The following is a 23,890-nucleotide window of genomic DNA, read 5'->3' on the forward strand; positions in this document are numbered from 1 at the left end:
ACCCAGAGGAAAAGGAGAAAAAAGGATAATGTTTGTGGAGACACAAACATTGGCGTTGACGACCGACTACGAAGGGCCTGCCTGCCGAAGGAATGGGTCAAAAACAGGGAAGTTCAAAATCCCTTGCGACCATTGCATTACCTTCTTTTCCATTGCGGTAAAAATATACCTCACGCAGAGACGCAGGGACGAGGGCTTTCTTCCAAAAACAGGGAAGTTCAAAAGTTCAAAATCCCTTGCGACCATTGCAAAACCTTCTTTTTGCGGTAAAAAAATATAAATCACGCAGTGCCGAAGAGGAAGCATTCTGAAGTCTGCATTTTGGTGGTCCAAGTTTGGATACTTGAACCAATGGGGACTTGAACCAATAGGTCTGAAGAGATTTAAACCCTCTGGGAATCTTGTCTCACGTCTCAAATCTCACGTCTCATCTTTGCGTCCCATTGCATTACCTTCTTTTCCATTGCGGTAATATTGAAAAATATTCAATAATAGATGGAAAATTGAGAAATCTATGCTAGATTTTTAGTGGTCGGTTTTTTGGGAATCCACATACTTTCAATGTATCAGACCCAAGGTTTTTATATCATTCTAGACTCAGTCCATAAAATAAATCTGCATTAGAAAAAATATTTTTACCCTTCTTCACTCCTAAACTCAAGTATGGATCCCTAGTTTTCTCCTATTTTTTACCCGATGAAGGATACTATTCACCATTTGACCACTTTATAACTAAACACCATCATGAATGGGTAGCAAAAACTTGCTACTTCGCTCTGCTACATATAAATAATTGATTGATCTTAATGCTACATTCGTGTTCAATACCCTCCCAATGAATAAAAAACCTCTATACTTATTGCTTGCGGATGATGATACGGACGATTGTTTATTTTTCAAAGAAGCCCTTGAAGATTTGAAGATCAATGCACTACTGACCACTGTCAAAGACGGGGTAGAGCTCATGAAATTACTTTCAGATAAAAAGCTGGTTCTTCCACATGTTCTTTATTTAGACCTCAACATGCCCCGCAAAAATGGGTTCGAATGTTTGGCTGAAATAAAGCAGAATGTCAGTTTACAGCAACTCCCTATCATCATCTTCTCTACCTCTTTGGATGCAGATGTGGTTAACCTCACACATCAGCACGGGGCAGATCTGTATGTACGCAAACCATCTGATTTTGTCCGTCTCAAGGAAACTATTTCTAAATCCCTGGACCTCATTTTGAATTTTCCTTCCGAGAAAATCCCAAAAGAAATGTTTGTTGTAAACACCGTCTGATCACCTATAAATTCTAGCTGTATTCTTGTTATTGATTAGTGTTGTACCATCGCGCAACCCCTGAATCTTCGTTGCTTTTAAAATAATTTATTATTTTTTGCACATAATTTGAAATACCTAACCACTAACTAATGTCGATTAAAAAAAATGGATGCCAATCAAAAAGAGTTTGAACTACTGATCAAACAATCACCCGTAGCCATTACCCTGATGGAAGGTGAAAGTTTAAACCTAAAAGTAGTAAATGAAACTGCTTTGATCATGATGGGAAAAACTGAACCGGAAGTCAAAGGTAAATCCCTCGGCGATGTCTTCCCGGAATTAAACGAACAGCTAAATTTTTACAAATCAGTTTATGAATCCGGCTTACCCTTTGAAGGGAAGGAAGTGGAATTAAAATTTAACCGGCTTGGAGAAATCCACACAGGGTATTATGACCTGAATTTCAAGCCTTGGCTTGACAGTGAAGGTAATATCAAAGGTGTGATGGGAGTTTGTGTCGATGTTTCAAAAAATGTCTGCGACAGAAAAAAAATTGAAGAACGTGAGCGTCTTTACGAGGCGATCACCCAAAATACGCCTGATTTAATCTATGTGCTTGATTTGAACTACCGGTTTACCTATGCCAATAATGCTTTGCTCAAAATGTGGGGACGCAGCTGGGATGAATCAATAGGAAAAAACATGATTGAAATCGGATATGAACCTTGGCAAGCGGAATTGCATGAGGGGGAATTGGATCAAGTCATTGAAACCAAAAAACCGGTACGGGGAGAGATTCCTTTTCCACATGCGACCCTTGGCATGCGCAGGTATGATTATATTTTTGTTCCGGTGATCGATGGAAATGGTCATGTGGAAGCTATTGCCGGAACTACACGGGATATTACAGAAATCAAAAAAGCTCAGGAAAACCTCAAAGAAAGCGAAAATCGCTTTGCACTCATGGTAGAACAAGCCCCTGTATCCATTTGTGTTTTGAAAGGAGAAAACCATGTAATTGAAATAGTAAATCAAAACCAACTTGAAATTTGGGGCAAAACCAAAGAGCAGGTATTAAACCTGCCCTTATTTACAGCGATGCCCGAAGGTGCAGGACAAGGTTTTGAAGAATTACTTTCCGGTGTGTTTGAGACAGGGGTTCCTGTGGTTCAAAATGAGCTTCCTTTCATCCTTCCCCGAAATGGTTCAAAAGAAACCTTTTATGCTAATTTCGTCTACAAGCCCTTGTACAATGTCGAAGGCCAAATAGAAGGAATAGTTTCTGTAGTGACAGATGTGACCGAACAGGTCCTTGCCCGGAAAAAAGTAGAACAGAGTGAAGCAAAATACAAATCCTTGATTGAATCGGCGCCTATGGCCATTGGAATATTTAGGGGAAGGGATCTGATCATAGAAAGTCCAAATGAGGCCTTTATTAAAACAGTCGGGAAAGGGCCGGATATTGTGGGAAAACCACTTGCAGAGGTGATGCCGGAATTAAAAGAACAAGGTCAGCCCTATCTTAAGATTTTAAATGATGTATTTAATACCGGGATCATGTACTGGTCTTATGGTGACCCGGTTAAGATTGTTCAAAATGGGGTGATGACCGAAACCTATTTCGATATAAGTTATATCCCGCTTTTTGATGAAAACGGAAAGGTGTATGCGATTTTGGACATTGCAGCTGATGTGACGGAAAAAATTGAATCGCAAAAAAAAATAGAAGAGAGTGAAAAACGATTCCGTGAATTGGCCGATGACAGTCCCATTTTTGTTTTTATCATCGAGCCCTCCGCAGAAGCTTCCATGAGCTATTGGAACAAAACCTGGCTCCAATACACCGGACAATCCATGGAAGAAGCGATAGGGAATGCCTGGGCAGGATTCATCCATGAAGACGACTTACCTTCTGTAATGGATATTTATGTACCCGCTTTCAATGAGCGGCAACCCTATTTGATTCCTCCTATAAGGACCAAAAGACACGATGGAGAGTACCGTTGGTTTTCATACAAGGCTAATCCCCGCTATTTACCGGATGGGAGTTTTGTAGGCTACGTTGGGGTGGGATTTGATGTGCATGAGCAAAAATTAGCAGAAACCATATTGTCGGAACGGGAAGAGAAATTCCGTTCCCTTGTCCAAACCTTACCCCAATTGGTCTTGGTGACGGATCATAACGGTACAGTAGAGTTTGCTTCCTTCCGTTGGAAAGAATATACGGGAATCGAGCTTGTCGGAGCAAAAGAATGGTTGGAAATTATCCATCCCGAGGATCTTGACGGCATAGGCGCTGCTTGGATGGAAGGCATGTCCTTAGGCAGATTTAATTCCTTTGATGTGAGGCTAAAAGGTAAATCAGGAGAGTACATGTGGTTCACGGTAAAAGGAGAACCTGTCCATGATAAAGAAAATCACATCATAAAATGGGTAGGAGCATTCACAGAAACCCATGCTGAAAAATTATTTACCAAAGAGTTAGAAGCCAAGGTAAAAGAGAGGACCGAGGAATTGGAACAATTTAATCTCGAACTTGAAAGAAAGAACAAAGAACTCCAGACCTTTGCGTACATATCAAGCCACGATCTTCAGGAACCACTGCGCAAAATTCAGACCTTTGCCAGCCGGATTATCCATAAAGAATATGATACCTTATCTGAAAATGGGAAAGATAATTTTAAAAGAATGCAGGATGCAGCGCACCGGATGCAAACACTTATCCAGGACCTACTCGCTTATTCCAGAACAAATACCAAAGATCGTAATTTTGAGAAAATTGATCTCAATACATTCATTTTTGAAATAAAAGAGGATTTGAGCGAGGAATTGAAAGATTTGAAAGCCATTATAGAAACAAGCGACCTTGGGTATGCCAATGTAATTCCGGTACAGTTCCGCCAACTCCTACAAAACCTCATCAGTAATTCCTTGAAATTTTCTATCCCTGACAATCCCCCTCATATCAAAATAAAAAGCGAAATAGCCACAGGCTTAAAACTGAATACCGGAAAGCTATCTCCTCAAAAAATGTATTGCCATATCTCTGTCGAAGATAACGGGATCGGGTTTGAACCAAAATACAGTGAAAAAATATTTGAAGTTTTCCAACGCCTTCACGGCAGAAATGAGTACAAAGGAACAGGAATCGGACTTTCCATAGTAAAGAAAATTGTTGAAAACCACGAAGGTATCATTATAGCCCATGGACAACCAAATAAAGGCGCCACTTTTGATATTTATATTCCTGCCTGAAAAAGGAACAATTTGTATCGCGTCATTCTGAGTGGTCAACATTGGGAAAAATGTTCAGAAAGGAAATGACGTTGGGGTTGCGTCATGCTGAACCGGAGCTTGCGGAGGTGAAGCATCTCAATTATTTAAATGAGACCCTTCCCTTCACTCAGGGTGACGTCCCCAAAATCTGTCAGACGACCCCTACAGATACGTCATTCTGAACCTCAGCTTGCGGAGGTAAAGAATCTCCTGTAAATGAGACACTTCTCCCGTACAGCTGTCGGGATCAGAGTGAAGCCCCTGCAGATATGTCATTGGTAGCGCACATCGGTCATCCGTCATCGAACACCCCCCTCACTTCTCCAATAACTTAAGCAATAATTTTTCTGATTTGTCCAAGGCATTGGGGGATTTTGATGCCCGGAATGGGTTCTTCAACGGCAACTCACCCACATCAACCTTGGTCAAAATAAGGGGGTGGATGTAATATCCTCTACATACCGATGGTGTATTCCCCAACTCGTCCGCCACCATACATACCAACAGCGATTCAAGTTTTTTGCGGGGAAATTGTACTTTGTGCTCCACGGCTTCAGGATAAAGTTCTATGGTCAGCCTACTGCCAACCCATGTCCTAAAGTCCTTGCAAGAAAACTCTTCTCCCATGTTGCGCTTGATATATTCCTGCACATCCTGACTATCTACCTGATTGACCTGACCATCGGCATCCACATACTTGAAGAGTTGGTATCCCGGCAATTCGGCAACCCTCTTTATATGCCGAACCAAAGAGGAATCTTCTATGGTGACTTCCCTCTCTTTGTTGCTTTTCCCTTTATAAGAAAAGGTCAGCGCCTGCCCCTCTACATTCAAATGTCTGCGTCGAAGGGTAGTCAAGCCATAAGTTTGATTTTCCTGTTCGTATTGCTTGTTGCCTATCCTGATCCCTGTCTCATCAAGAATAGCAACCATCAGCGCAAGGACTTTTTGCTTGGACCAGCCACGGCTTTTTAAGTCCTTTTGAACCCTTTTTCTCAGTTTTGGAAGTGCTTTCCCAAACTGGGCCATTCGCTCAAATTTTTCTTCCTGACGGATTTTTTCCCACTCGGTATGGTAGATATATTGTTTTCTTCCTTTCAGGTCCCTTCCCGTTGCCTGAATATGACCATCGTCAAAGCGGGATATACTTATATCCGTCCACATGGGAGGAATCACCAATCTACTGATCCGGTTTAGCTTGTGCTTATCACCAATTTTCTGTCCATTCTCATCCAAATAGGCAAATCCACGACCCTTTTTGACGCGCTTCAAGCGGAGGGAATCTTCTTCATTGTATATGCTGTATGGAACTTTCATGGTCATAAATGCATGAAATTGTGGTCAACTAGGATTGATTATAAGCAGATTGGACGCTCAAAGTCCTAATTATTGTAGATCGGATTTCTTCCTTCATATGGTGGACGAATTACACATTATGAAACAAAAATTCACCAGTGTGAATATTTTCAGTTTGATTGAGCATGGTATTTTTAAATGAATAGAGGCAACCAAGTCCGATTTCTTAATTCAAATAGAAAAAGGTGCAAAAAATGTGCTTGGAAGTCCAATCAGTATGGATCTGCTGATCTTTGGTATGGATATGGTTCTGTTTAGAGTTAAGGGAATAGATTTATTAAGAGCATTGCCTTTGCATAAAGGTCAGACCAAGCAGTGATTGTCAAACATTTTGTTTGGGCCAGCAATGGCCGATCACTTTTAGAATTAAGTTGAAATAATCGTTAAACCTAAATACAGGACCCATGAATAGAGACGGAGCAAGAAAAAGTGCCTGGCAGCAGCAGATTAAAAATTTTTCTTCAGCAAATAACCTGACTGAGATTTTTGATGTAGCCATCGTGGGAGGTGGTATTACCGGCGTCTCTACGGCATTTAACCTTCAAAAAAGAGGGAAGAGCTGTATTCTACTCGAAGCTTCAAATATCGGCTTTGGGACTACCGGCGGCACCACTGCCCATATCAATGATTTTTTTGAAACTACCTTTGATAAGGCCATCAGCGATTTTGGGCAGGAGAACGCCGAACTTTTCAAAGAATGTGGGAGCGAAGCGGTAAGGATCATTGAATCAAATGTCAGGGAAAACAACATCGATTGTGATTTTGAAAAGAAAACCGCCCACCTTTTTGCTTTGGATGAAAATCAAGTCAAACAGTTGGAAGATATCGTGGAAGGATCCCATAAAGTGGGTCATCGCATGCGGTATATCGATGACATCTCCTACCCAATCCCTTTTTTGAAGGCAGTTGAAATTCCCAACCAAGCCCAGTTCCATCCCATTAAGTATATCAAGGCACTGTGTGAGATATATCTGAACTCAGGCGGTGTAATTGTGGAGAACTGTGTATGCGAAAGTCACGATGAAAAGGATTCATTGATAATCCTCACGACTTCTAAAGGACCGGTCCAAGCAAGAAATGTGGTGTATGCAACCCACATTCCCCCCGGGATCAACAGGCTTCATTTTATGAATGCTCCCTATAGAAGCTATGCGATGGCTTTTACTTTGAATCATGATCAGTACCCAAATGAATTGGGATATGACCTCGAAGATCCTTACCACTATTACAGAACCCAATATATCAATGGAGAACAGATGTTGATTGCGGGCGGGGAAGACCATAAGACAGGCCATGCTGAAGATACAGGCGCATGTTTTTCAAAGCTGGAAAACTATGTCCGCACCTATTTCGATGTGGACAAAGTTGCCTTTAGCTGGTCAAGCCAATACTTTGAACCGGTAGATGGATTTCCTTACATAGGTGTATTGCCTGGAAGCGAAGGAAAAATCTTTACGGCAACAGGATTTGCAGGAAATGGGATGACTTTGGGCAGCATTGCATCAAGGATTATTTCTGATTTGATTCTCACCGGAAGCAGTAAATACGAAGAGATTTTCAGTCCCGCAAGGATAAAACCAATAGCAGGATTTACTGACTTTGTCAAAGAGCAGGCAACGGTGGTCGTTGATTTTGTCAAAGATAAAATCTTTGCCGAAAGGATAGGGTCCTTGGCCGAGATCAACGGCGGAGAAGCGAAAGTGATAAAATATGAAGGTGACAATTTTGCGATTTATAAAGAAACCTCAGGCAGAATGCACCTCCTGAAGAGCACTTGTCCCCATGCAAAATGCGAGGTCCGTTGGAACAGTGCAGAGATATCCTGGGACTGCCCCTGCCACGGTTCACGTTTCAATATCAACGGAAAAATGCTCACAGGACCCTCTGTCAAAGGATTGACACCAGTCCAAGAGAAGGAAATAACAGAAGAGGATGGGATATAAAACGGGTAAGAAGACGGAAGACGGAAGTCAAATCCCCAACCTTGCGGAGGACAGCGGTGTATTGGATATTTGGTTTGTTTCCCCTGATTTAAAAAGGGTTACCAATTTTTTCTGGACGCATAGCGTATATGCATCATATTTTATTTTGGAAATTATCTCCAGGAGAGTATGTCAATCAATGGCTTAGGATTTGATACCTTGGCCTAAAATATCTTAGATGAACCTCATTCAATGGCTAACCTTTCCGATTCGCTATGCCTTTTCAAAATTCAAAAGGCGGATAGGTAAACTTGATCTGGTCCGCGTGGAGTTATTTCTCGCATTTGGCAATGAAAGGGAGATTTTCATCAAAGGCAGGATCATAGAGGCCTACAAGCAAAGCCGTCCTTCTGACAAGAAAACTGCGCTTCAAAACATATTGGCCACCATTCGGAGGTATGCAGGCAGCAGCATCCCCGATGCACGTGTCAGGTTGGTATACCAAGGTCAGGAAGTGATCCTGACCAGCAATCAAGAAGGTTTATTTCAAACAAGGTGGCCCATTTCATCCCCAGATAATGATCAGGCAGACGCGGCTACATTGACACTTATTGAAGATGAAGGTCTCAAAGCAGAAGTATTGACTGTTGGTTTTGATATTTTGCGCATACCGGAACATCATCCGGTGGGAATCATATCAGACATCGATGACACGGTTATTGTCTCCCATGCCACCTCAATAGGAAGAAAACTTTGGCTGTCCATTTCCAAAAATGCCTATACGCGAAGGCCATTTCCAGGAGTGAGTGAATTCTATGAATATTTGACCAAAGGCGGTGAAAATCCGATTTTTTATGTTTCCAGCAGTGACTGGAATCTCTTTGACCTGATCCAGGATTTCCTCAATTATCGAAAAATCCCAAAAGGCACCTTGCTCTTAAAGGACCTCCATGTCAACTTAAGAAATATCTGGAAATCCGGCGGCGGAAACCATGACCACAAACTGGATAAAATTTCCCTGCTCATGTCACTTTTTCCCCACATGAAATTCACCCTGATTGGCGACAGTGGGCAACATGATCCGGAGCTTTACTCAGAAGTGATAGAAAAATTTCCCGGAAGGATAAGAGCAGTCTATATCAGGCGGATCAGAAAGGGAAACCCAGAAAGGGAGAACCTACTCAATCAGTATGATCCTATCATTCCAATTGCTTGGGTTGAGCATTCTTCAGAAGCTTTGGCCCATGCAAAAAAATTCCTTTGAGCCTTTTATTTTCCAATCAAAATACGGGGTACGTCCTTTGAAGGATTTGCAGGGATTATCTTCCAAACTTCCATGAAAAAACGTGCCTTATTAATTGTAAATCCGACTTCAGGAAAATTGGAGAACCAAACTGAGCTGGTCAAACAAATCTGTCACCTCGCCACCAACTATGCTGTAACCGTGTGGTATACCACAGGAAATGGAGATGAACAAAAAATCAAACTCCTTCTACAGGAAAACTTTGACCTCATCATGGTAGCCGGAGGAGACGGGACAATCAAGCTCGTGGCTTCCCAAATGGATGGCATTAAGATTCCATTGCTACCCATACCTTTTGGATCAGCAAACGGGCTATGCTCCTGCCTCGGCATTGAAGTTTGGGAAGACAGCATCAAAGCCTTGAATATGGGAAACACCATCCAAATGGACATGTTGGATGTGGACGGGGAATTGTGCCTGCATGTATGTGACTTCGGATTGAATGCCGGCTTGATCAAAAAATTTGAAGAAAGTGATGAAAGAGGCATGATGGGTTATTTTAAAGGCTCACTGTCTCAAATTTTTGAAAACAACAAGAATAACTTTACCCTAGAATTCAATGGTGAAAGGATGCATTTCAATGCCAAAATGCTTGTCATCGCAAACGGTGATAGGTATGGGACAGGAGCCAAAATAAATCCAACAGGTAAATTGGATGACGGAATTTTTGAGGTGATTGTCCTTAACCCTGACAGTTTTAAGGAGTGGACTGCACTCACTTTAGGGTTTATCAGGGAAGATTTTTCTACTCTGGATTTTGTTCAAACTTTTAAAATGGATAGGGTCAACATAGAAAACCATGGTCACACCGACTTCCATATTGATGGAGAAATGAAAGAACCCCAGTCAACGATTGGAATTTCCATGAGTGACATGAAAATCGAAATGTACACGAACTTTGCCTATTAATAGGAGTGGTTTCAATCGAAACGTTTTGGACAGTAGGGTTAGATAAAAAAAGAAAAGACAGGTAAAACCTGCCTGTTCTTTTTCAATTTATAAGCCCTAATAATATCTTAAATAATTCCTTATTAACATTTTTATCATATCTGAAGGATTGCCCTCCTCAAAAAATTATCCTATGGCAGGTAAGAATCGGTTGTATTTAATTCACCCAAACAAATTCAACCATTATAAAAATCACTTCTTTTATCCTATTAACCTTTCGGTTAATTTGGAGACCAAAGTATATTTCTTACCTAACCACGGATAATCGAAAAAATACAAAGAAGAAACAAATTTCACTTTCCCGCCCTCTACAACGGGTCAATGTTTTTTGGTGTTTCAACATTACAAAGGTGGGTATAAATGACTTCGTGGGGATTACATATTTTTAGAAAAAAGTTATATAATCCGATATCAAATGGGATATTTTGCCTCCAAATCCAAAAAGAAAAGACAGGTAAAACCTGCCTGTTCTTTTTCAATTTATAAGCCCTAATAATATCTTTAAATAATTCCTTGTCAACATAATGATACTTCAGCAAAAAGTCAGTCTAAAAAATTATCCTATGGCAGGTAAGTATCGGTTTCATTTAATTCACCCAAACAAATTCAACCATTATAAAAATCACTTCTTTAATCCTATTAGCCTTTCGGTTAATTTGGAGTCCAAGGTATATATCTTACCTAACCACGGATAATCGAAAAAATATTCTTTGAAACTTATTCCATTTTCCTGCCCTCTACAGCAGGTTAATGTTTTCTGGTGTTTCAACATGACAAAGTTGGGTATAAATGCCCACCCGTTAATTACAGAGTTTTTGAAATATGTTATATAATCATGTATTTCCTTAAATCTTACTTTCTTTTCCTGTTTTAAGTTTTTTTGGAAAACCTTCAAATTAGATATTTCTAAAGCCAACATTAACTTATTTTTAAATTAATATTAAGTTAAAAACTCATGTTAAGATTTAACATTGAAACCGGAGACTATGAATTATTTTTGCTTCAAATAATATACAATTAAAATGAACCAACATCTTCCAATCAGAAATTTGACCCTGCTTTTAATACTTTCCTTGGGATTTTCTTGTGCCCCTTCCCAGGTAAATCAGACATCTTCAGAAGAGGAGATTCTTTCCATTCAAACCATCGCATTCGGATCCTGTAACCGTCAGGATCGTGAACAGCCACTTTGGACTCCTATACTATCGAACAAACCCGACCTCTGGATTTGGCTGGGAGACAATATTTATGGAGACACAGATTCCATGGCTGTGTTGAAAGCGAAGTATGATTTACAAAATGCCCATTCTGAGTACCAAAAGTTAAAAACCAATACCCCCATCATTGGAATCTGGGATGACCATGATTATGGAAGAAATGACGCAGGCAAAGAATATCCCTACCGGAAAGAAAGCCGTGATTTGATGTATGATTTTTTAGACATCCCGCAAGAAAGCCTTTTGAGACAAAAAGAAGGCGCATACGGATCTTATGAATTTGGCCCAGATGATGAGAAAGTAAAAGTCATTTTGTTGGATGCAAGGTATTTTAGGGACGACTTGGATAAGAAGGACAGGGATTATGTCCAGAACAATACAGGGTCTATTCTAGGAGAGGAACAGTGGAATTGGTTAGCCGAAGAACTTAAATACAACAGTGCGAAAATAACTTTAATCGGTTCGGGCATCCAGATATTATCAGCAGAACATCCCTATGAAAAATGGGCCAATTTCCCTAAAGAAAGAGAAAGGCTATTGAAGCTTTTGGAAACGTATAAAGTGACAGGTGCCATCCTTTTAAGCGGAGACAGACATATTGCTGAGATAAGCAAAACCGATATTCCCGGTATCTCTCATCCTGTATATGACGTGACTTCGAGTGGATTGACCCATACCTGGAAAGAATATAAATCTGAGCCCAACTCTTATCGTGTTGGAGATTTAATTGCCAAGCTGAATTTTGGCTTGATTCATTTGGACTGGCAAAAGGATGGCGTCAAAGTAGATTTAGAAATCCGCGGAGAAGCTGACTCCCTGTATTTGAAAGAATCATTTTTGAGGAAATTTTAAAGAGATTGACTAACTCTTTAATTGTATTTCTATTTCATTTTGAAATTATCTTCTTGTTAAGTTTTAGCAACGGACACATCCTTTTCAGGATATATCGGAGATTTGCAAAAAAAACCTATGGAAACCGGTCCGTTCACTTACTTGGTCGAGGAGGGGATAGAGGTAAATGGTAAATTGATGGAATCTTTTCAAATGGAAAAAGGTCATCTAATCTACCAACCTCCCCAAAAAATAACCCCTATTTATGAAATCCTTTCAGGGGCAGTAAAAATCGGTTCCTATTCCAACCAAGGAATTGAAGTCTGCTACGACATCCTCAAGCCCGGGGATTTCTTCGGTAACCTCCAATACCTTGACGGGAAATTTTCCGAGTTTGCCAAGACGCTTTCGGCTGTGGAGTTAAGGGCTTATGATCCGGATTTTTTCAAACAACTGGTAACAAACCAACCAAAACTTTCTGAATGGTTTTGCAGGGAACTGGTTAGCCGTTGGTGTCAGGCAGAAGATCGATTATATGCAGTAAGAAGTTTGGATGCAGCAGGGAAAGTCAAAAGACTAATCCCGAGTTTTCAATATAAGATTAAAGACGCTTCAGGTAAAACATTCAACCTGATGGACTTGGTCACTTTCCAAGACATTGCTGACCTGACCGGCCTAAGTAGGCAGACAGTTTCTAAAGTAATTCAACACTTGGCTCAGCACAAAAAAAAGGGTTTTGGTAAAAACTGTCTAATGGATTTATTCATAAACCCATTAGACAATTAGATATATCAGTATCCGCCATGTTGCACGTTGGCCTTGAGGAGATTTTTTCGGATGCGGATACTCGTCCACGGACGACGGTCCACTGTTCACCGAACCGCTAATCGTTCTCCAACCATAATTTGTTTGGCTACGTGCGTGAAAGCGGATACACATTATTAGAAGTTATTTTTTGATATCCGGAAGTTTACTTTGCGGCAAATCCATTTTCAAATTGAGCAAGTAATCGACTACAGCCGCCACATCTACCAATCCCATTTTCTCGATTTCCACATTTTCACGGATTCCTGCGCCCCAAACAATGAATCCCGTCTCGATTTCTTTAAAATCCGGGTAAAACCCATGGGTCCCTCCTTTTGCAGGCTTCAAAACAGTTCCCTGACTGGAAGGGGAGAATGTGACTCCAGGGATTGGTGCCAACCCCAATACGGCATTTGGATCTGCTCCTGCTTCTACCAATTCGGCATGATTTAATACCCGAAAGAGTTTGGATTCGTTTTCAGGAAGATTTGCCAAAATGGCCTGCACTTTTTCTTTTGTTTCGCTGTCATTTTTATCATTCAAGTGTAAAAAAGCAGATGCACCACTGGTATGGAAAGCTGCTTTCCAATTACCTCTATCAGGCTGATCCTCCATCAATCCTGCTTCCACCAGCCACACATTTGGGCTGATTGAGGTTCGGATATTTACAAACCCATGATCTCCGGTAACTATAAAGGTGGTTTGATCCAAAACACCTGCACGGGTGGCTGCTTCGATGATTTTGCCGATGGCACGGTCAGTTGCCGCAAGTGACTTGCGGACCATAGGCCCTTCCCTACCCTCTACATGTTGAAAATGATCCGTAGCTATCAAATGCAAAGTGATCAGATTTGGCTTGTAAGTTTCCAAAATATAGCCAGCCATTTCTCCGGTCCGGTCTTCCCGATTAAGGTAATCTCCATTAAATGTGCGTTCATTTAATTTTCCCAAGACATTCAATTCCATCTCAGCTAAGAGACCTTTAGGGTTTTCCTTTTCCCGAATGGGTTCGATCTTTTCGTATCCCTCCTCTAAGCTCCAAAATTCGGGTATGTTATAGTCAATGGGGGCGTTTACCGAAACAGGCCAGATAAAACTTGCACTCTTCAATCCGGCTTCCCTCACACCATCCCAAAGTGTGGGGACTTTAATGAGTTCACTTTCCCAATACCATCTGCCTGTCTGACCGCTTCGTTCGAAGGGTGCATTGTAATAAATCCCATGATGAAGTGGGGTACGGCCTGTAATGATGGTAGTATGTGAAGGGTAGGTTACGGATGGAAAAACCCCCGTGACTCCCAAGGCTCTTGCCCCTGATTTTGCCATCTCCTGAAGGTTGGGTGCAGGCCATCTTTCCTCAAGATAGAATTCAGGACGAAAGCCATCAATAGAAATCAACACCACGTGTTGGGCCTTTCGGCTTTCCTGAGCTTTCAAAAGGCTTGGATTTACAATACCTAGTGTGATCCCAACTATCAGAATCCAAAGTTTATTTTTTTTCGCATTTCTATTCATAATTGATTAATATATTAATGATTGAAAAAGGAGAAATCCGGCAACCCAAGGCTGTCGGATTTCTCTTCATAATTTTATTTGTAAATAGCCTTCCTTGCTTCTAAGCACTCAAAGTGAACTGCAACTGTAGCATCGACGGACTTTTGACTATAGTCTAGTTACTTTTTATTAAAAGAACACCCTTCCTGAAATCTGAATTTGATAAGGAGTTCCACCAGGATTAGCGACACCTACATTTGGATTGACCTCGTAGATATATTGTCTGTTTACAGGATCAAAATTCCGTATAGTCGTCAAGGTTTGGTTACCAAGATTTTTGGTTGTGCCCCAATTTCTGTTCAGCATGTTTGCCACGTTGAAAACATCAGCACCCAATTCAATACCGGTTTTTTTACCTTTTGTAAAGAACATTTTCTTGGCAACCCTGATGTCCCAGCTTCCAAAATAGCCATTTTCACCACCATTGCGGGTAGCAATTTGTCCCAAACTGCTTTGGATGTATTCTCTTGATAAGTTATTAGGATTGTCCAATACTTCCTGCATGGTTTGACTGATGGTCTCAGAGATTCCAGGTGTACCCGGTGCAAATACGTACGCAAGGTCATTGGTATTCACAAAATCGCCATTCACATTTCCATTGACCATCAAGGAATATCTGGTTCCTCCGAGGCCTGAGTACCGTACACCAACTACAAATCCCTTAAAGCTTGGCAGGGTACCGTATAAGACAACCTTTTTTCTAAATTGTCCATTGGAGTAGCTCATACGGGAAAGATCCCGCGGATCGTCGACCACTGCCTGAAAGAGTGTGGCGCTATTAGCCACGTTTCCATTAAAAGAGGTATTGTCCTTGGAATCATTCCATGTGTAACTAGCTGTCACCTGTCCGTCTTTGTGGTATCGGTAAGTTCCATCTATAACTAGCGTGTAAGTATTGTTTCTTCCCTCGCTGACAAGTTCCAGAACACGTCCTAACTCTGTGGTTTTACGTCCTCGTGTCCAATCTGCATTCCCATTATTGGTGCTTATCGTTTCACTTGGTACAAAAACGCCACGATTTGCTTCATTTGCCAATCTAAAAAACGGCTCGTCCACCATGTTTCTATCTACATACATGTAGTTGTTTCTTGCAATGGATGCAATAAAATTGGCACCTAAACGTATTCGGTTGTTGAATATTCTATTGTACATCACATTACCTTTATAGACTGTTGGAACTTTGAGATCCGAACTGTTCATATTGATAGTGACTACAGGAGATATATTGGGATTATTGAGAAGATCTACTCCCGGTGCTGTTGAAGGATTGTTTCGATAAGATTCGAAATCCGGAGTAGGCACATTTGCTCCTGTGACATCTACAGCCACAATTTTGGTTCCGTCAAACTGTAGGTTGTTTACATCAGTGTAGTTGTTGAGTGCAGAACCGAATACTCCCCCACCTATTCTGATGATATCCCGTTGACGTTCATTGATGTCCCAAGTAAACTGTACCCTTGGTTGAACCTGAAATGCTCCTGTCTTTACATCTGTTCTCAAACCCAATTGATCAAACACTGTCTGATTGAAATTTGGGGCATATTGATAGGTGGTAAGATCGCCCCTTAGGCCAAGTACTAAATTTTTGCCTCGCCCCAAATCTGTCTCCGATTGGGCATAAATGCCTCCTCCAAAGATTTTTTGTTTTACTGTAGGATCAGTCAAAGCAACTTCTCTTGCATAGCGATACGGCTTTAGGTTATCATAATTATCCAAACCTGTGAAGAAAAACCTGCCATTGAGTTCACTGGTTGCCAATGAAATAAGGTTATTCATCAATATGTCCATTCCGAAGGTGAAATTTGTTTTTCCTTTATTGTAATACAGATTATTCACCAATTGGTAAACATGGGATTCAAATCTCTCGGGAAGGTAACGCTGACCTCCAATTTGGATGTTGGTGTTGACGTTTCTTTCGTTGACAATAGACTCAACCCTTTGGATAATGGCTCTTGGAATATTTTCACTTGGAAGCTGGCTATTTGGACGACCATCATCGAGCGTGTAAAGATACTGAAGCTTAAGTTCGTTTGTCAGATTTGGTGCTATGACAGTACGAAGCGAAGCCATCAAGCTGTTGGCCTTGGAAAGGTGGTCTCCATATACTTCATAGAGGTTGATGGTGGTATTGTCATTCACCCCCTGACTGTTGAGATCCCAAGAAAAGTTATTTCGGATAGTCAGCAAGTTGCGAGGATTGATCTGATAATCCAATCTGGCGAAGGCAGTATGTGAAAACCTAATTTTGTCAAAACTACCTGTCTGGGGAGAATCTGCTACACCGTATTTTGATCGTGATACCTGAAGAAATCGGTCTAAGGATTCTTGAGAAAGGTTGAATCTAACCTCATCTTCAGGAGTTTGGAGATCAGCAATAAACAAAGGCCGGGCATCTTTTTGACCATCATACGCAATGAAGTAATGAAGTTTATCTTTGATGATGGGCCCTCCTAATGAAAACCCATATTGCTGAATGGCAAAATCATTTTTTCTGATATTACCTCTGGTATCATATTTACTTGAAAGCCAATCTGCCCTATTGAAAAAGAAGGCGGATCCTTCTACACGGTTGGTACCTGTTTTGGTAACAGCACTGATGATCCCTCCACCGCTTCTACCGTTAGTCACATCATAGTCATTGGTCACCACTTCAAACTCCCGAATCGCCTCCATAGAGATAGAAAAAGGCCCTCTATTGGTGGATCCGCTTGAGAGGGGACTCCGGTTAGTCATTCCATCAATAGTATAGTTGGTAGAGGAAAACAATTGACCCAAGAGACTATTTCCATTTGCAACAGGAGAAAGATCGACGAGTGAGGTGAAGTTCCTTCCATTTACAGGAAGTGAATTCATGTCCCTGGATGAAACTGCTGTCGAGCTACCGAAGCGGTTGATGTTGTTGGCCAATGAATTTGCCATTACACTGACTTCACCAAGTTCTTGTGTCTGTTCGTTTAATACAATATCGATCCTGATATTATCCCCTTGGTTAAGAGATACACCGGTAAAGGTTTTGATACCAAAACCCATGTAAGTTCCTGTGACCGTGTAATTTGTTCCCAAGGGAATCTGGGATACGATATAATTCCCAGTGACTCCGGTGACAGTGGAAGCCGTGAATCCGGTCAATTCATTTCTTACCAGAATCTGAACTCCTACCAGGGTTTCTCCTTCATTATCAGTTACCCTTCCGGTTACTGTGGCATTTACCGCCTGTGCGTAAATTCTATCCTCAGGGTAAATACTGAACACCAGTATCATCGCCATAGAAAGCATGTGTGTAAAAGTTTTGAATCTCATAGATTTGAACATATTTGGTTAGATGGTCAAAACTAGAGGGGTCATGAATCTGAATCATGTTAAAAATTAACATCCCCTACTTTCATAATAAAAGGATAACAAAGGAAACAATTTGATAAAAACACAAAAATACCTAATAATTCAAGGCTTATTCACACCATAAATCATACTTTATTGCAGAATATTCAAAGTGCTAAGACTAGAGAAAAATGCTCCCCTTTGCCCTTGCAGAAAAAAAAATTATGAATGATAAGTGAAAAATGGTGAATACAACTCTACGACTTCTGCGATATCTGCGGGAATAATCAACCAAGAAAGAAACAAAGAAAACAAAGGACTCTACTTTGGTACCCTTTGCGAAACCTTCGCGTCCGTTGCGGTAAAACAATTATGGATGATGGGTGAATAATGGTGACAGCAACTCTTCGAGATCTGCGGTAAATAAACAACAATAGAAACAAAGGAAACAAAAGGTACGCTTTGCGAGGTGATTGTAATTGTATGAACATGTCCCTCATGATTAATGCAAATCTGCGACCTCTGCGACTTCTGCGGGAATAATTAAACCACAAAACAAAGAAACAAGAGACTCCCCTTTGCCCCTGCGGTAAAACAATTATGAAAATATTTAACAATCAAAATCAATATCAAACCGGTCAACACTAATCAGGGATCGACAAATCATTCAGAATTTTTTATTTCAAATTCTTAATTCAGCATTTCTTTTGCGAAACCATGCGTCCATTTTGGTAGAGGAAAAATATAAACACAAAAAAACTCCCAGGTCTAAAACCCGAGAGCCGTGGAATAGGGCTTAGGAATAAGTATATTATTTTTTTAGCGAATTCCCACTTGCCTCCAATGCCGATTCCCTAAGTTCAGAAATCAATGTTTCCATTTTTGCATGCCAATCTTCAAACTTTTCCTGGATGGAGATAACTGAGATGGGGTTTTTCTCCTCCACTACGCTTGCAGGTTCATCTGTCTCTTTAGATTTCTTAACTTTTTTGACTGCATTCAATTTATTGGGATCGAATGACTTCAATTCTGAAAGCCAATTCTCTTTTTCCATGAGCTTACCCAGCTTTTTACCCTCTTTGATTGGCTTTTTAGAATCAGATTTGGAGGATTTTAAGCTATCAATGGTAAGGTGTTTTTTCTTGAGACCTAGCCCATAGATCTCGTTGATTTCTAACAAAAACGCATCCATAACACCTTTCAGATGAAAAAGAAAGGAATATTGGTGTGCTTTTTCAATTTCTGAACCTTTTATTTCCGGCTTTTTAAGCTCATCTAGGTACAGTTTAGCATATTTTAATTTTGATTCAGTAAGCTCTTTCAAGGGTGTATAATGCTTCATTTTCATTGTTTATGTATTTTCTCTCCAAAATTACTCATTATCAAAAGACTAAAGCCCAATGTTAAGTGATTTTATTAAAATATAAGATAATAACCGGATTAGTCGGTGTGACTTTGGATTATTGTATTGTTAAAACACGACTAAAGAAAGTCAAAAAAGACGGTAATTTGATAATCATTCAAATGGGATATTGATGGAAATGGACTGTACATTTGGCATTTCTTCATAGGTATTTTTTCATCTGTTCAGGAACAAGGCACTGCTAGTAGCGGTGCCTTTTTTTTAATCCTAAATCAAATAAAAGATGTTTTTTTATTGCTAAATCACCAACGTTCCCTAGTTCTTTATATAACCATTTGTTAACAACAGCAATAGTCCTGTTTCCTAGGAAGGCTCTATTTTTGGCTTACCAAAATCAATTACAAAAAAATTAATCCATTAAAACCGATGTTATTATGATACACTATTTACGCAGGACAATTTTACTTGCATTTACTTTGATGATGGGTGCGCTTAGTGCACAAGCCCAGACCTCAGTACTTGCAGGTTGGACATTCGAGTCAACTAATACTTCTGACCGGGTTTTTGCAGATCAGGGAAACATCAACAATGTCGGAATTCAAATAATCAGTCTTAAGAATATCAATTTCACAACCTATGTCCTTGGATCCGGAGGAACAGGTACATCCGCTAAAAATGCAAATGGATGGCAGGAAGCCGTTGGAATAGATAAATATTGGCAAGTTAAAGTCAATACAATAGGTTTCGAAAGCCTAAGTATTTCTAGCAAGCAGCAAGGTTCAAATACAGGCCCAAAAGATTTTCGAATTGATTATAGTTTGGATGGTGAAGTTTGGGCTGCCCTTCCCGGAGGTAGTATTAGTGTTAGTAGTCTAAATTTCAATTCAGGGACTGTTACTTCTTTGCCTATTCCGGCAGCAGCATCCAATCAAGAAACCGTTTTCTTAAGATGGATAAAATCAACAAACGTAAGTATTAATGGAGGCACAGTTGCATCTACTGGTACCAATAGAATAGATGATATTTTTATTGAAGGTATTGCAATCGGTGAAGCTTTAGAACCAGCCGCAACCCCAATCATCAATCCAAATGGCGGGACATTTGAAGTTGCACAAACTGTTTCACTTTCCTCTACCACAACCGGAGCAAGTATATACTACACATTAGATGCCAGTGCTCCGAACTTATCTAGTACATTATACACCTCACCTATCCTAATTGAAGCAAGTGCAGTAGTATCTGCTATTTCCATCGCAGAAGGATTTGCACCTAGTGATGTTGCATCAGCTGAATTCACTATCAATTTGTTAACGGTTCCCTCTTCAGGGATTCCATACACACAAAGTTTTGCGGATTTTAACAATTTGAGCAACCCAGTCACCAAATTCGGAGCGAATAATGAATGGGACCTCAAAAGTTCAGGTAATGTTAATAATTACAATGGACTTTTTGATTCAGGTACTGCAGGAGGCTTTAGAGGTGGTAATGTACTTGGATACCAGCATACAGGTTCATCAGGGGTATTGACAGCTACTTTGACTTTAGAAAACACAACGGGAAAAACTATTAACTTTTTAGAAATATCCTACTTGGGTAGAGTTGGAAGAAATGACCAGGCACGAACTCCAAACTGGACTGTAGTTGTTAATGAAATTACCTACCCCCAATTAGCATACAGCACAGCCGGAGGAGAAGACTTAAAAGTAAAAGCCATCATTTCTGACTTAAATATCCTGCCGGGAGCGCTGGTAACTATTACTTGGTCTTCAGATAGGGGTCTTAATACTACCGGTAGCAGTAGACAGATAGGTATTGCTGATCTCAGTGTAGTTGCCAAAAATGCCGAAGATCTTATAATCCCTGGCTTGACTGCCAATCCATCTTCTTTGGATTTTGGTGGAGTAAGTTTGGCAGATGCTTCCCCTGTTCTATCTTATGAATTAACAGCTGAGAATCTTGAAAGTGGCGTTACCATAACAGCTCCTGAAAAATATTCAGTATCCAAGAATGGTGATACCTTCACTCCTTCCATTGAATTCACTTTAGCCGAATTGAGCATAGCCAAAACTGTGTTTGTCAGATTGGATAATAGCCAAGTCGGGGTATTTAATGCCTCCATTTCTCATCAAACCGCAGGTTCATCTACCGTGTCCGTAAGTGTGACAGGATCTGTATTTGATCCTTTCAATATTTCTGAAAACTTCAATAACACCTGCCCTGCTTTACCGGCGGGATGGCAAGCCATCAGTGTAGACGGTATTCAGGCTTGGGCTTGTACCACGTTTGGTAGAGCAGGGACCACCCCAACTGCTTCCGCTCCATTTGGTCTTCAAATCAATGGCTTCTCGGGTGGTGCAGTACTCAACCAAGATTGGCTGATTAGCGCCCCTTATGACTTGACAGGATTCAACATTCCATTGATGACATTCTGGAGCAGGGTAGCATTCCAAGGCCCTAGATTGAAGCTCTTGATCTCAACCAACTATACAAGTGGCGATCCGAATGCCTCCACATGGACTGAATTGAGCGACCGGTTTGCCTCAGGAGATGTTTGGTCTTTCTCAGGTCAGGTTGATTTGAGTGAGTATTCGGGACAGACCGTAAGGGTTGCTTTTGTTTACAATTCCTCCCCTGAAACGGGTGCAGCAAGATGGACTTTGGATGATTTCTCCTTATTCAGCTCAGAAGTTCCTGCCCAACCATTCTTCTCCAACAGCATTGGAAATGTGGACTACTGGCATTTTGGAGTTGTTCCCGTAGGTGGCAACTCTACTACGGTCAGAACATTCAATTTTAACCTTTCCAATCCGGTAGCTGACTTGAGTATTACAGGCGGAGAAGGATTTGAGTTCTCCAAAGATGGATTAACATTCAGTGCTAGCTTGACATATTCTGTGGCTGAATTGACTGAACAAAAATCGGTTCAAGTCAGATTTACTCCAACTTCTGAAGGTGCTTTTGCATCACCGATCAGGTTTGAAAGTGGGGAAATCAATGTCAACAGAGGTTACCTAACAGGTGCTACAATCAATAAAGACCAAACATTCGATGTAGTAAATTGGAATATCGAGTGGTTTGGATCGAATGATCCGGGAGAAGGTCCAAGTGATGTTGATTTGCAATTGCAAAATGTGAAAACAATCATTGAGGACTTGGATGCAGACGTTTATGCATTCCAAGAAATTACCTCTCTTGCCAAATTCAAGGAATTGGTTGCCTCACTCCCTGCATATGGCATGGCCGTGTCTCCTGCGGTTTCCGCTCCTGGAGAATTTGCGGAAGAAGCGCAAAAGCTTACTTACCTCTTTAAACTTGCGACTGTGGATACTTTGCGGACAAAAGTTCTGCTGAAAGGTGTAAAACCAGATATGCTGGTCAACTACCCTTCAAGGCCGGACAGGTTCTGGGCATCTGGTAGATTGCCGTTCTTGATGGATATCAAAACCAATATCAATGGAGTACAACAGAACATCACCTTAATCAATGTACATACAAGGTCTAATGGTGGTGGAGAAAGTGCTGTAAATCCGCGATATGCCATGAGAAGGTATGATGTGAATGTCTTGAAAGATTCTTTGGATGCCTACTACAGCGATAAGCAATTGATTCTGTTGGGAGACTTCAATGATGACTTGGATGAAACAGTGGCAGATCAGGCCGCCGCTACGGTAAACACTTCGGAGACCTCCTTCATTAATTACATCAATGATCCTGAAAATTATGTTCCGATCACCATCAGCTTAAGCAATGCCGGCTTGAGAACATTCCCGAGCTTTGAGGATGTAATTGACCATCAGATCATTTCAAATGATTTGAGGGAAAATTGGATAGTCAATTCAGAAAGGATTGTTGCGCCTTATGATTTGATACCTAACTATAACAATACTACCTCAGATCACTTGGCGGTCGAAACTCGGTTTATTTTCTTTTGTGATTTGGAACAGCCAACTCTGATCACTTCTCAGACTGAGGTGTGTGCGGGCTCAAACAGTGTGGAAATCCAGTTAATCGGTGGAAGATTTGACAGTGTTTTAGCATGGGAAACTTCCATTGACAATGGTACCACATGGACATTACTCGACCAATGTGAAGGTTTAACCAGCATCATCATTGAAAATCTGATAGTAGCTACTTTGGTAAGGGCTGTAATCGACTCGGAAATTTGTGATCCAATCGCCACTGAATCTGTTGCTATCGCGATTAAAACACTTCCAATCCCTGTTATCGGTTTCCAAAGCTCCAGGTTATTCACCATCGAAGGGCCATATACTTATGATTGGTTCAAAAACGGTATTTTGATCGCAACTACTTCTGTGAATGATACTAGGATTCAGGGAGCTGGAATATATACAGTCCAGATCACAGATGCAGAGGGATGTACAGCTACTTCAGAAGAGTTTTCATTCCCGACAAACGGAAACTCAAGCAAAGTACGCGTATTCCCTAACCCCGTTTCAGAACTGGTTTATATTGAACTCAGAAAAGTAGAGGGTTTACAAAATGTAGAATTGAGAACATCCAATGGCTTATTTATCCAATCTGTCATTACGGAAAGTGGCATCGTACAATTTGATGTCTCCAACCTAGCGAAAGGCATTTATCTGATCTATATCATTGATCAAGCCGGAATCACTTCTGTAGAAAGATTACAAGTAAAATAAAATACAGGTTGCATTTATAGTAAAAAGTCAGCCCTCAAAGGGCTGATTTTTTTTTAATCCACTTAATCTA

The 23,890-nt window shown here is 40.7% G+C and carries 14 protein-coding genes; 9 read left to right on the forward strand and 5 right to left on the reverse strand.

What is annotated here, in order from left to right:
* The 3 genes from M3O96_RS18190 to M3O96_RS18200 form a co-directional block, all read left to right on the forward strand.
* Positions 1-280 (forward strand): hypothetical protein (locus tag M3O96_RS18190; RefSeq protein ID WP_249722898.1); only part of this gene is annotated, 280 nt, incomplete at its 5' end.
* Between the two features lie 555 nt (positions 281-835).
* Complete coding sequence (locus M3O96_RS18195) at positions 836-1,285, forward strand: response regulator (protein WP_249722899.1); 450 nt, start codon at positions 836-838, stop codon at positions 1,283-1,285.
* 147 nt (positions 1,286-1,432) lie between these two features.
* Complete coding sequence (locus M3O96_RS18200; protein ID WP_249722900.1) at positions 1,433-4,522, forward strand: PAS domain S-box protein; 3,090 nt, start codon at positions 1,433-1,435, stop codon at positions 4,520-4,522.
* Between the two features lie 336 nt (positions 4,523-4,858).
* On the opposite strand, the gene M3O96_RS18205 is transcribed toward M3O96_RS18200, so the two are convergent.
* Positions 4,859-5,866, reverse strand: coding sequence for a DNA topoisomerase IB (locus tag M3O96_RS18205; RefSeq protein WP_249722901.1), 1,008 nt, complete (start codon positions 5,864-5,866; stop codon positions 4,859-4,861).
* 437 nt (positions 5,867-6,303) lie between these two features.
* Between M3O96_RS18205 and M3O96_RS18210 the strand changes: the two genes are divergently transcribed.
* From M3O96_RS18210 to M3O96_RS18220, 3 genes are all read left to right on the forward strand, one after another.
* Positions 6,304-7,842 carry an FAD-dependent oxidoreductase gene (locus M3O96_RS18210; RefSeq protein ID WP_249722903.1) on the forward strand — a complete coding sequence of 513 codons (1,539 nt, stop codon included), beginning with the start codon at positions 6,304-6,306 and terminating at the stop codon, positions 7,840-7,842.
* Positions 7,843-8,059: 217 nt separating this feature from the next.
* The gene (locus tag M3O96_RS18215) at positions 8,060-9,085 is read left to right on the forward strand and encodes an App1 family protein phosphatidate phosphatase (RefSeq protein WP_249722905.1); all 1,026 of its coding nucleotides are present in this window, start codon (positions 8,060-8,062) and stop codon (positions 9,083-9,085) included.
* A gap of 72 nt (positions 9,086-9,157) precedes the next feature.
* Positions 9,158-10,033: a diacylglycerol/lipid kinase family protein gene (locus M3O96_RS18220; protein WP_249722906.1), complete on the forward strand. Its 876-nt coding sequence runs from the start codon at positions 9,158-9,160 to the stop codon at positions 10,031-10,033.
* Positions 10,034-10,694: 661 nt separating this feature from the next.
* Here the strand turns inward: M3O96_RS18220 and M3O96_RS18225 are convergent.
* On the reverse strand, positions 10,695-10,991 hold the full coding sequence (locus M3O96_RS18225; protein WP_249722908.1) for a hypothetical protein: 297 nt from the start codon (positions 10,989-10,991) through the stop codon (positions 10,695-10,697).
* A 103-nt stretch (positions 10,992-11,094) separates the two neighbouring features.
* On the opposite strand from M3O96_RS18225, the gene M3O96_RS18230 reads away from it, so the two are divergent.
* Both M3O96_RS18230 and M3O96_RS18235 read left to right on the forward strand, forming a co-directional pair.
* A complete protein-coding gene (locus M3O96_RS18230) occupies positions 11,095-12,141 on the forward strand; it encodes an alkaline phosphatase D family protein (protein WP_249722910.1) in 1,047 nt (348 codons plus the stop codon).
* Between the two features lie 117 nt (positions 12,142-12,258).
* Positions 12,259-12,906 carry a Crp/Fnr family transcriptional regulator gene (locus tag M3O96_RS18235; protein WP_249722912.1) on the forward strand — a complete coding sequence of 216 codons (648 nt, stop codon included), beginning with the start codon at positions 12,259-12,261 and terminating at the stop codon, positions 12,904-12,906.
* A 162-nt stretch (positions 12,907-13,068) separates the two neighbouring features.
* On the opposite strand, the gene M3O96_RS18240 is transcribed toward M3O96_RS18235, so the two are convergent.
* The 3 genes from M3O96_RS18240 to M3O96_RS18250 form a co-directional block, all read right to left on the reverse strand.
* A complete protein-coding gene (locus M3O96_RS18240; RefSeq protein ID WP_249722914.1) occupies positions 13,069-14,439 on the reverse strand; it encodes an alkaline phosphatase family protein in 1,371 nt (456 codons plus the stop codon).
* Positions 14,440-14,607: 168 nt separating this feature from the next.
* Positions 14,608-17,778, reverse strand: coding sequence for a TonB-dependent receptor (locus M3O96_RS18245; protein WP_249722916.1), 3,171 nt, complete (start codon positions 17,776-17,778; stop codon positions 14,608-14,610).
* Between the two features lie 829 nt (positions 17,779-18,607).
* Positions 18,608-19,138, reverse strand: coding sequence for a DUF6586 family protein (locus tag M3O96_RS18250; RefSeq protein ID WP_249722918.1), 531 nt, complete (start codon positions 19,136-19,138; stop codon positions 18,608-18,610).
* Between the two features lie 455 nt (positions 19,139-19,593).
* Here M3O96_RS18250 and M3O96_RS18255 point away from each other — a divergent pair, with 455 nt between their 5' ends.
* On the forward strand, positions 19,594-23,820 hold the full coding sequence (locus M3O96_RS18255) for a chitobiase/beta-hexosaminidase C-terminal domain-containing protein (RefSeq protein ID WP_249722919.1): 4,227 nt from the start codon (positions 19,594-19,596) through the stop codon (positions 23,818-23,820).
* Positions 23,821-23,890: the final 70 nt, after the last annotated feature.

The sequence above is a fragment of the Aquiflexum sp. TKW24L genome (assembly GCF_023502205.1).
Taxonomy (GTDB): Bacteria; Bacteroidota; Bacteroidia; order Cytophagales; family Cyclobacteriaceae; genus Cognataquiflexum.

Coding starts and splice junctions, on each gene's coding strand:
- M3O96_RS18195 (WP_249722899.1), top strand. CDS start 836: ATGAATAAAAAACCTCTATACTTATTGCTTGCGGATGATGATACGGAC.
- M3O96_RS18200 (WP_249722900.1), top strand. CDS start 1,433: ATGGATGCCAATCAAAAAGAGTTTGAACTACTGATCAAACAATCACCC.
- M3O96_RS18205 (WP_249722901.1), bottom strand. CDS start 5,866: ATGACCATGAAAGTTCCATACAGCATATACAATGAAGAAGATTCCCTC.
- M3O96_RS18210 (WP_249722903.1), top strand. CDS start 6,304: ATGAATAGAGACGGAGCAAGAAAAAGTGCCTGGCAGCAGCAGATTAAA.
- M3O96_RS18215 (WP_249722905.1), top strand. CDS start 8,060: ATGAACCTCATTCAATGGCTAACCTTTCCGATTCGCTATGCCTTTTCA.
- M3O96_RS18220 (WP_249722906.1), top strand. CDS start 9,158: ATGAAAAAACGTGCCTTATTAATTGTAAATCCGACTTCAGGAAAATTG.
- M3O96_RS18225 (WP_249722908.1), bottom strand. CDS start 10,991: ATGTTGGCTTTAGAAATATCTAATTTGAAGGTTTTCCAAAAAAACTTA.
- M3O96_RS18230 (WP_249722910.1), top strand. CDS start 11,095: ATGAACCAACATCTTCCAATCAGAAATTTGACCCTGCTTTTAATACTT.
- M3O96_RS18235 (WP_249722912.1), top strand. CDS start 12,259: ATGGAAACCGGTCCGTTCACTTACTTGGTCGAGGAGGGGATAGAGGTA.
- M3O96_RS18240 (WP_249722914.1), bottom strand. CDS start 14,439: ATGAATAGAAATGCGAAAAAAAATAAACTTTGGATTCTGATAGTTGGG.
- M3O96_RS18245 (WP_249722916.1), bottom strand. CDS start 17,778: ATGAGATTCAAAACTTTTACACACATGCTTTCTATGGCGATGATACTG.
- M3O96_RS18250 (WP_249722918.1), bottom strand. CDS start 19,138: ATGAAGCATTATACACCCTTGAAAGAGCTTACTGAATCAAAATTAAAA.
- M3O96_RS18255 (WP_249722919.1), top strand. CDS start 19,594: ATGATACACTATTTACGCAGGACAATTTTACTTGCATTTACTTTGATG.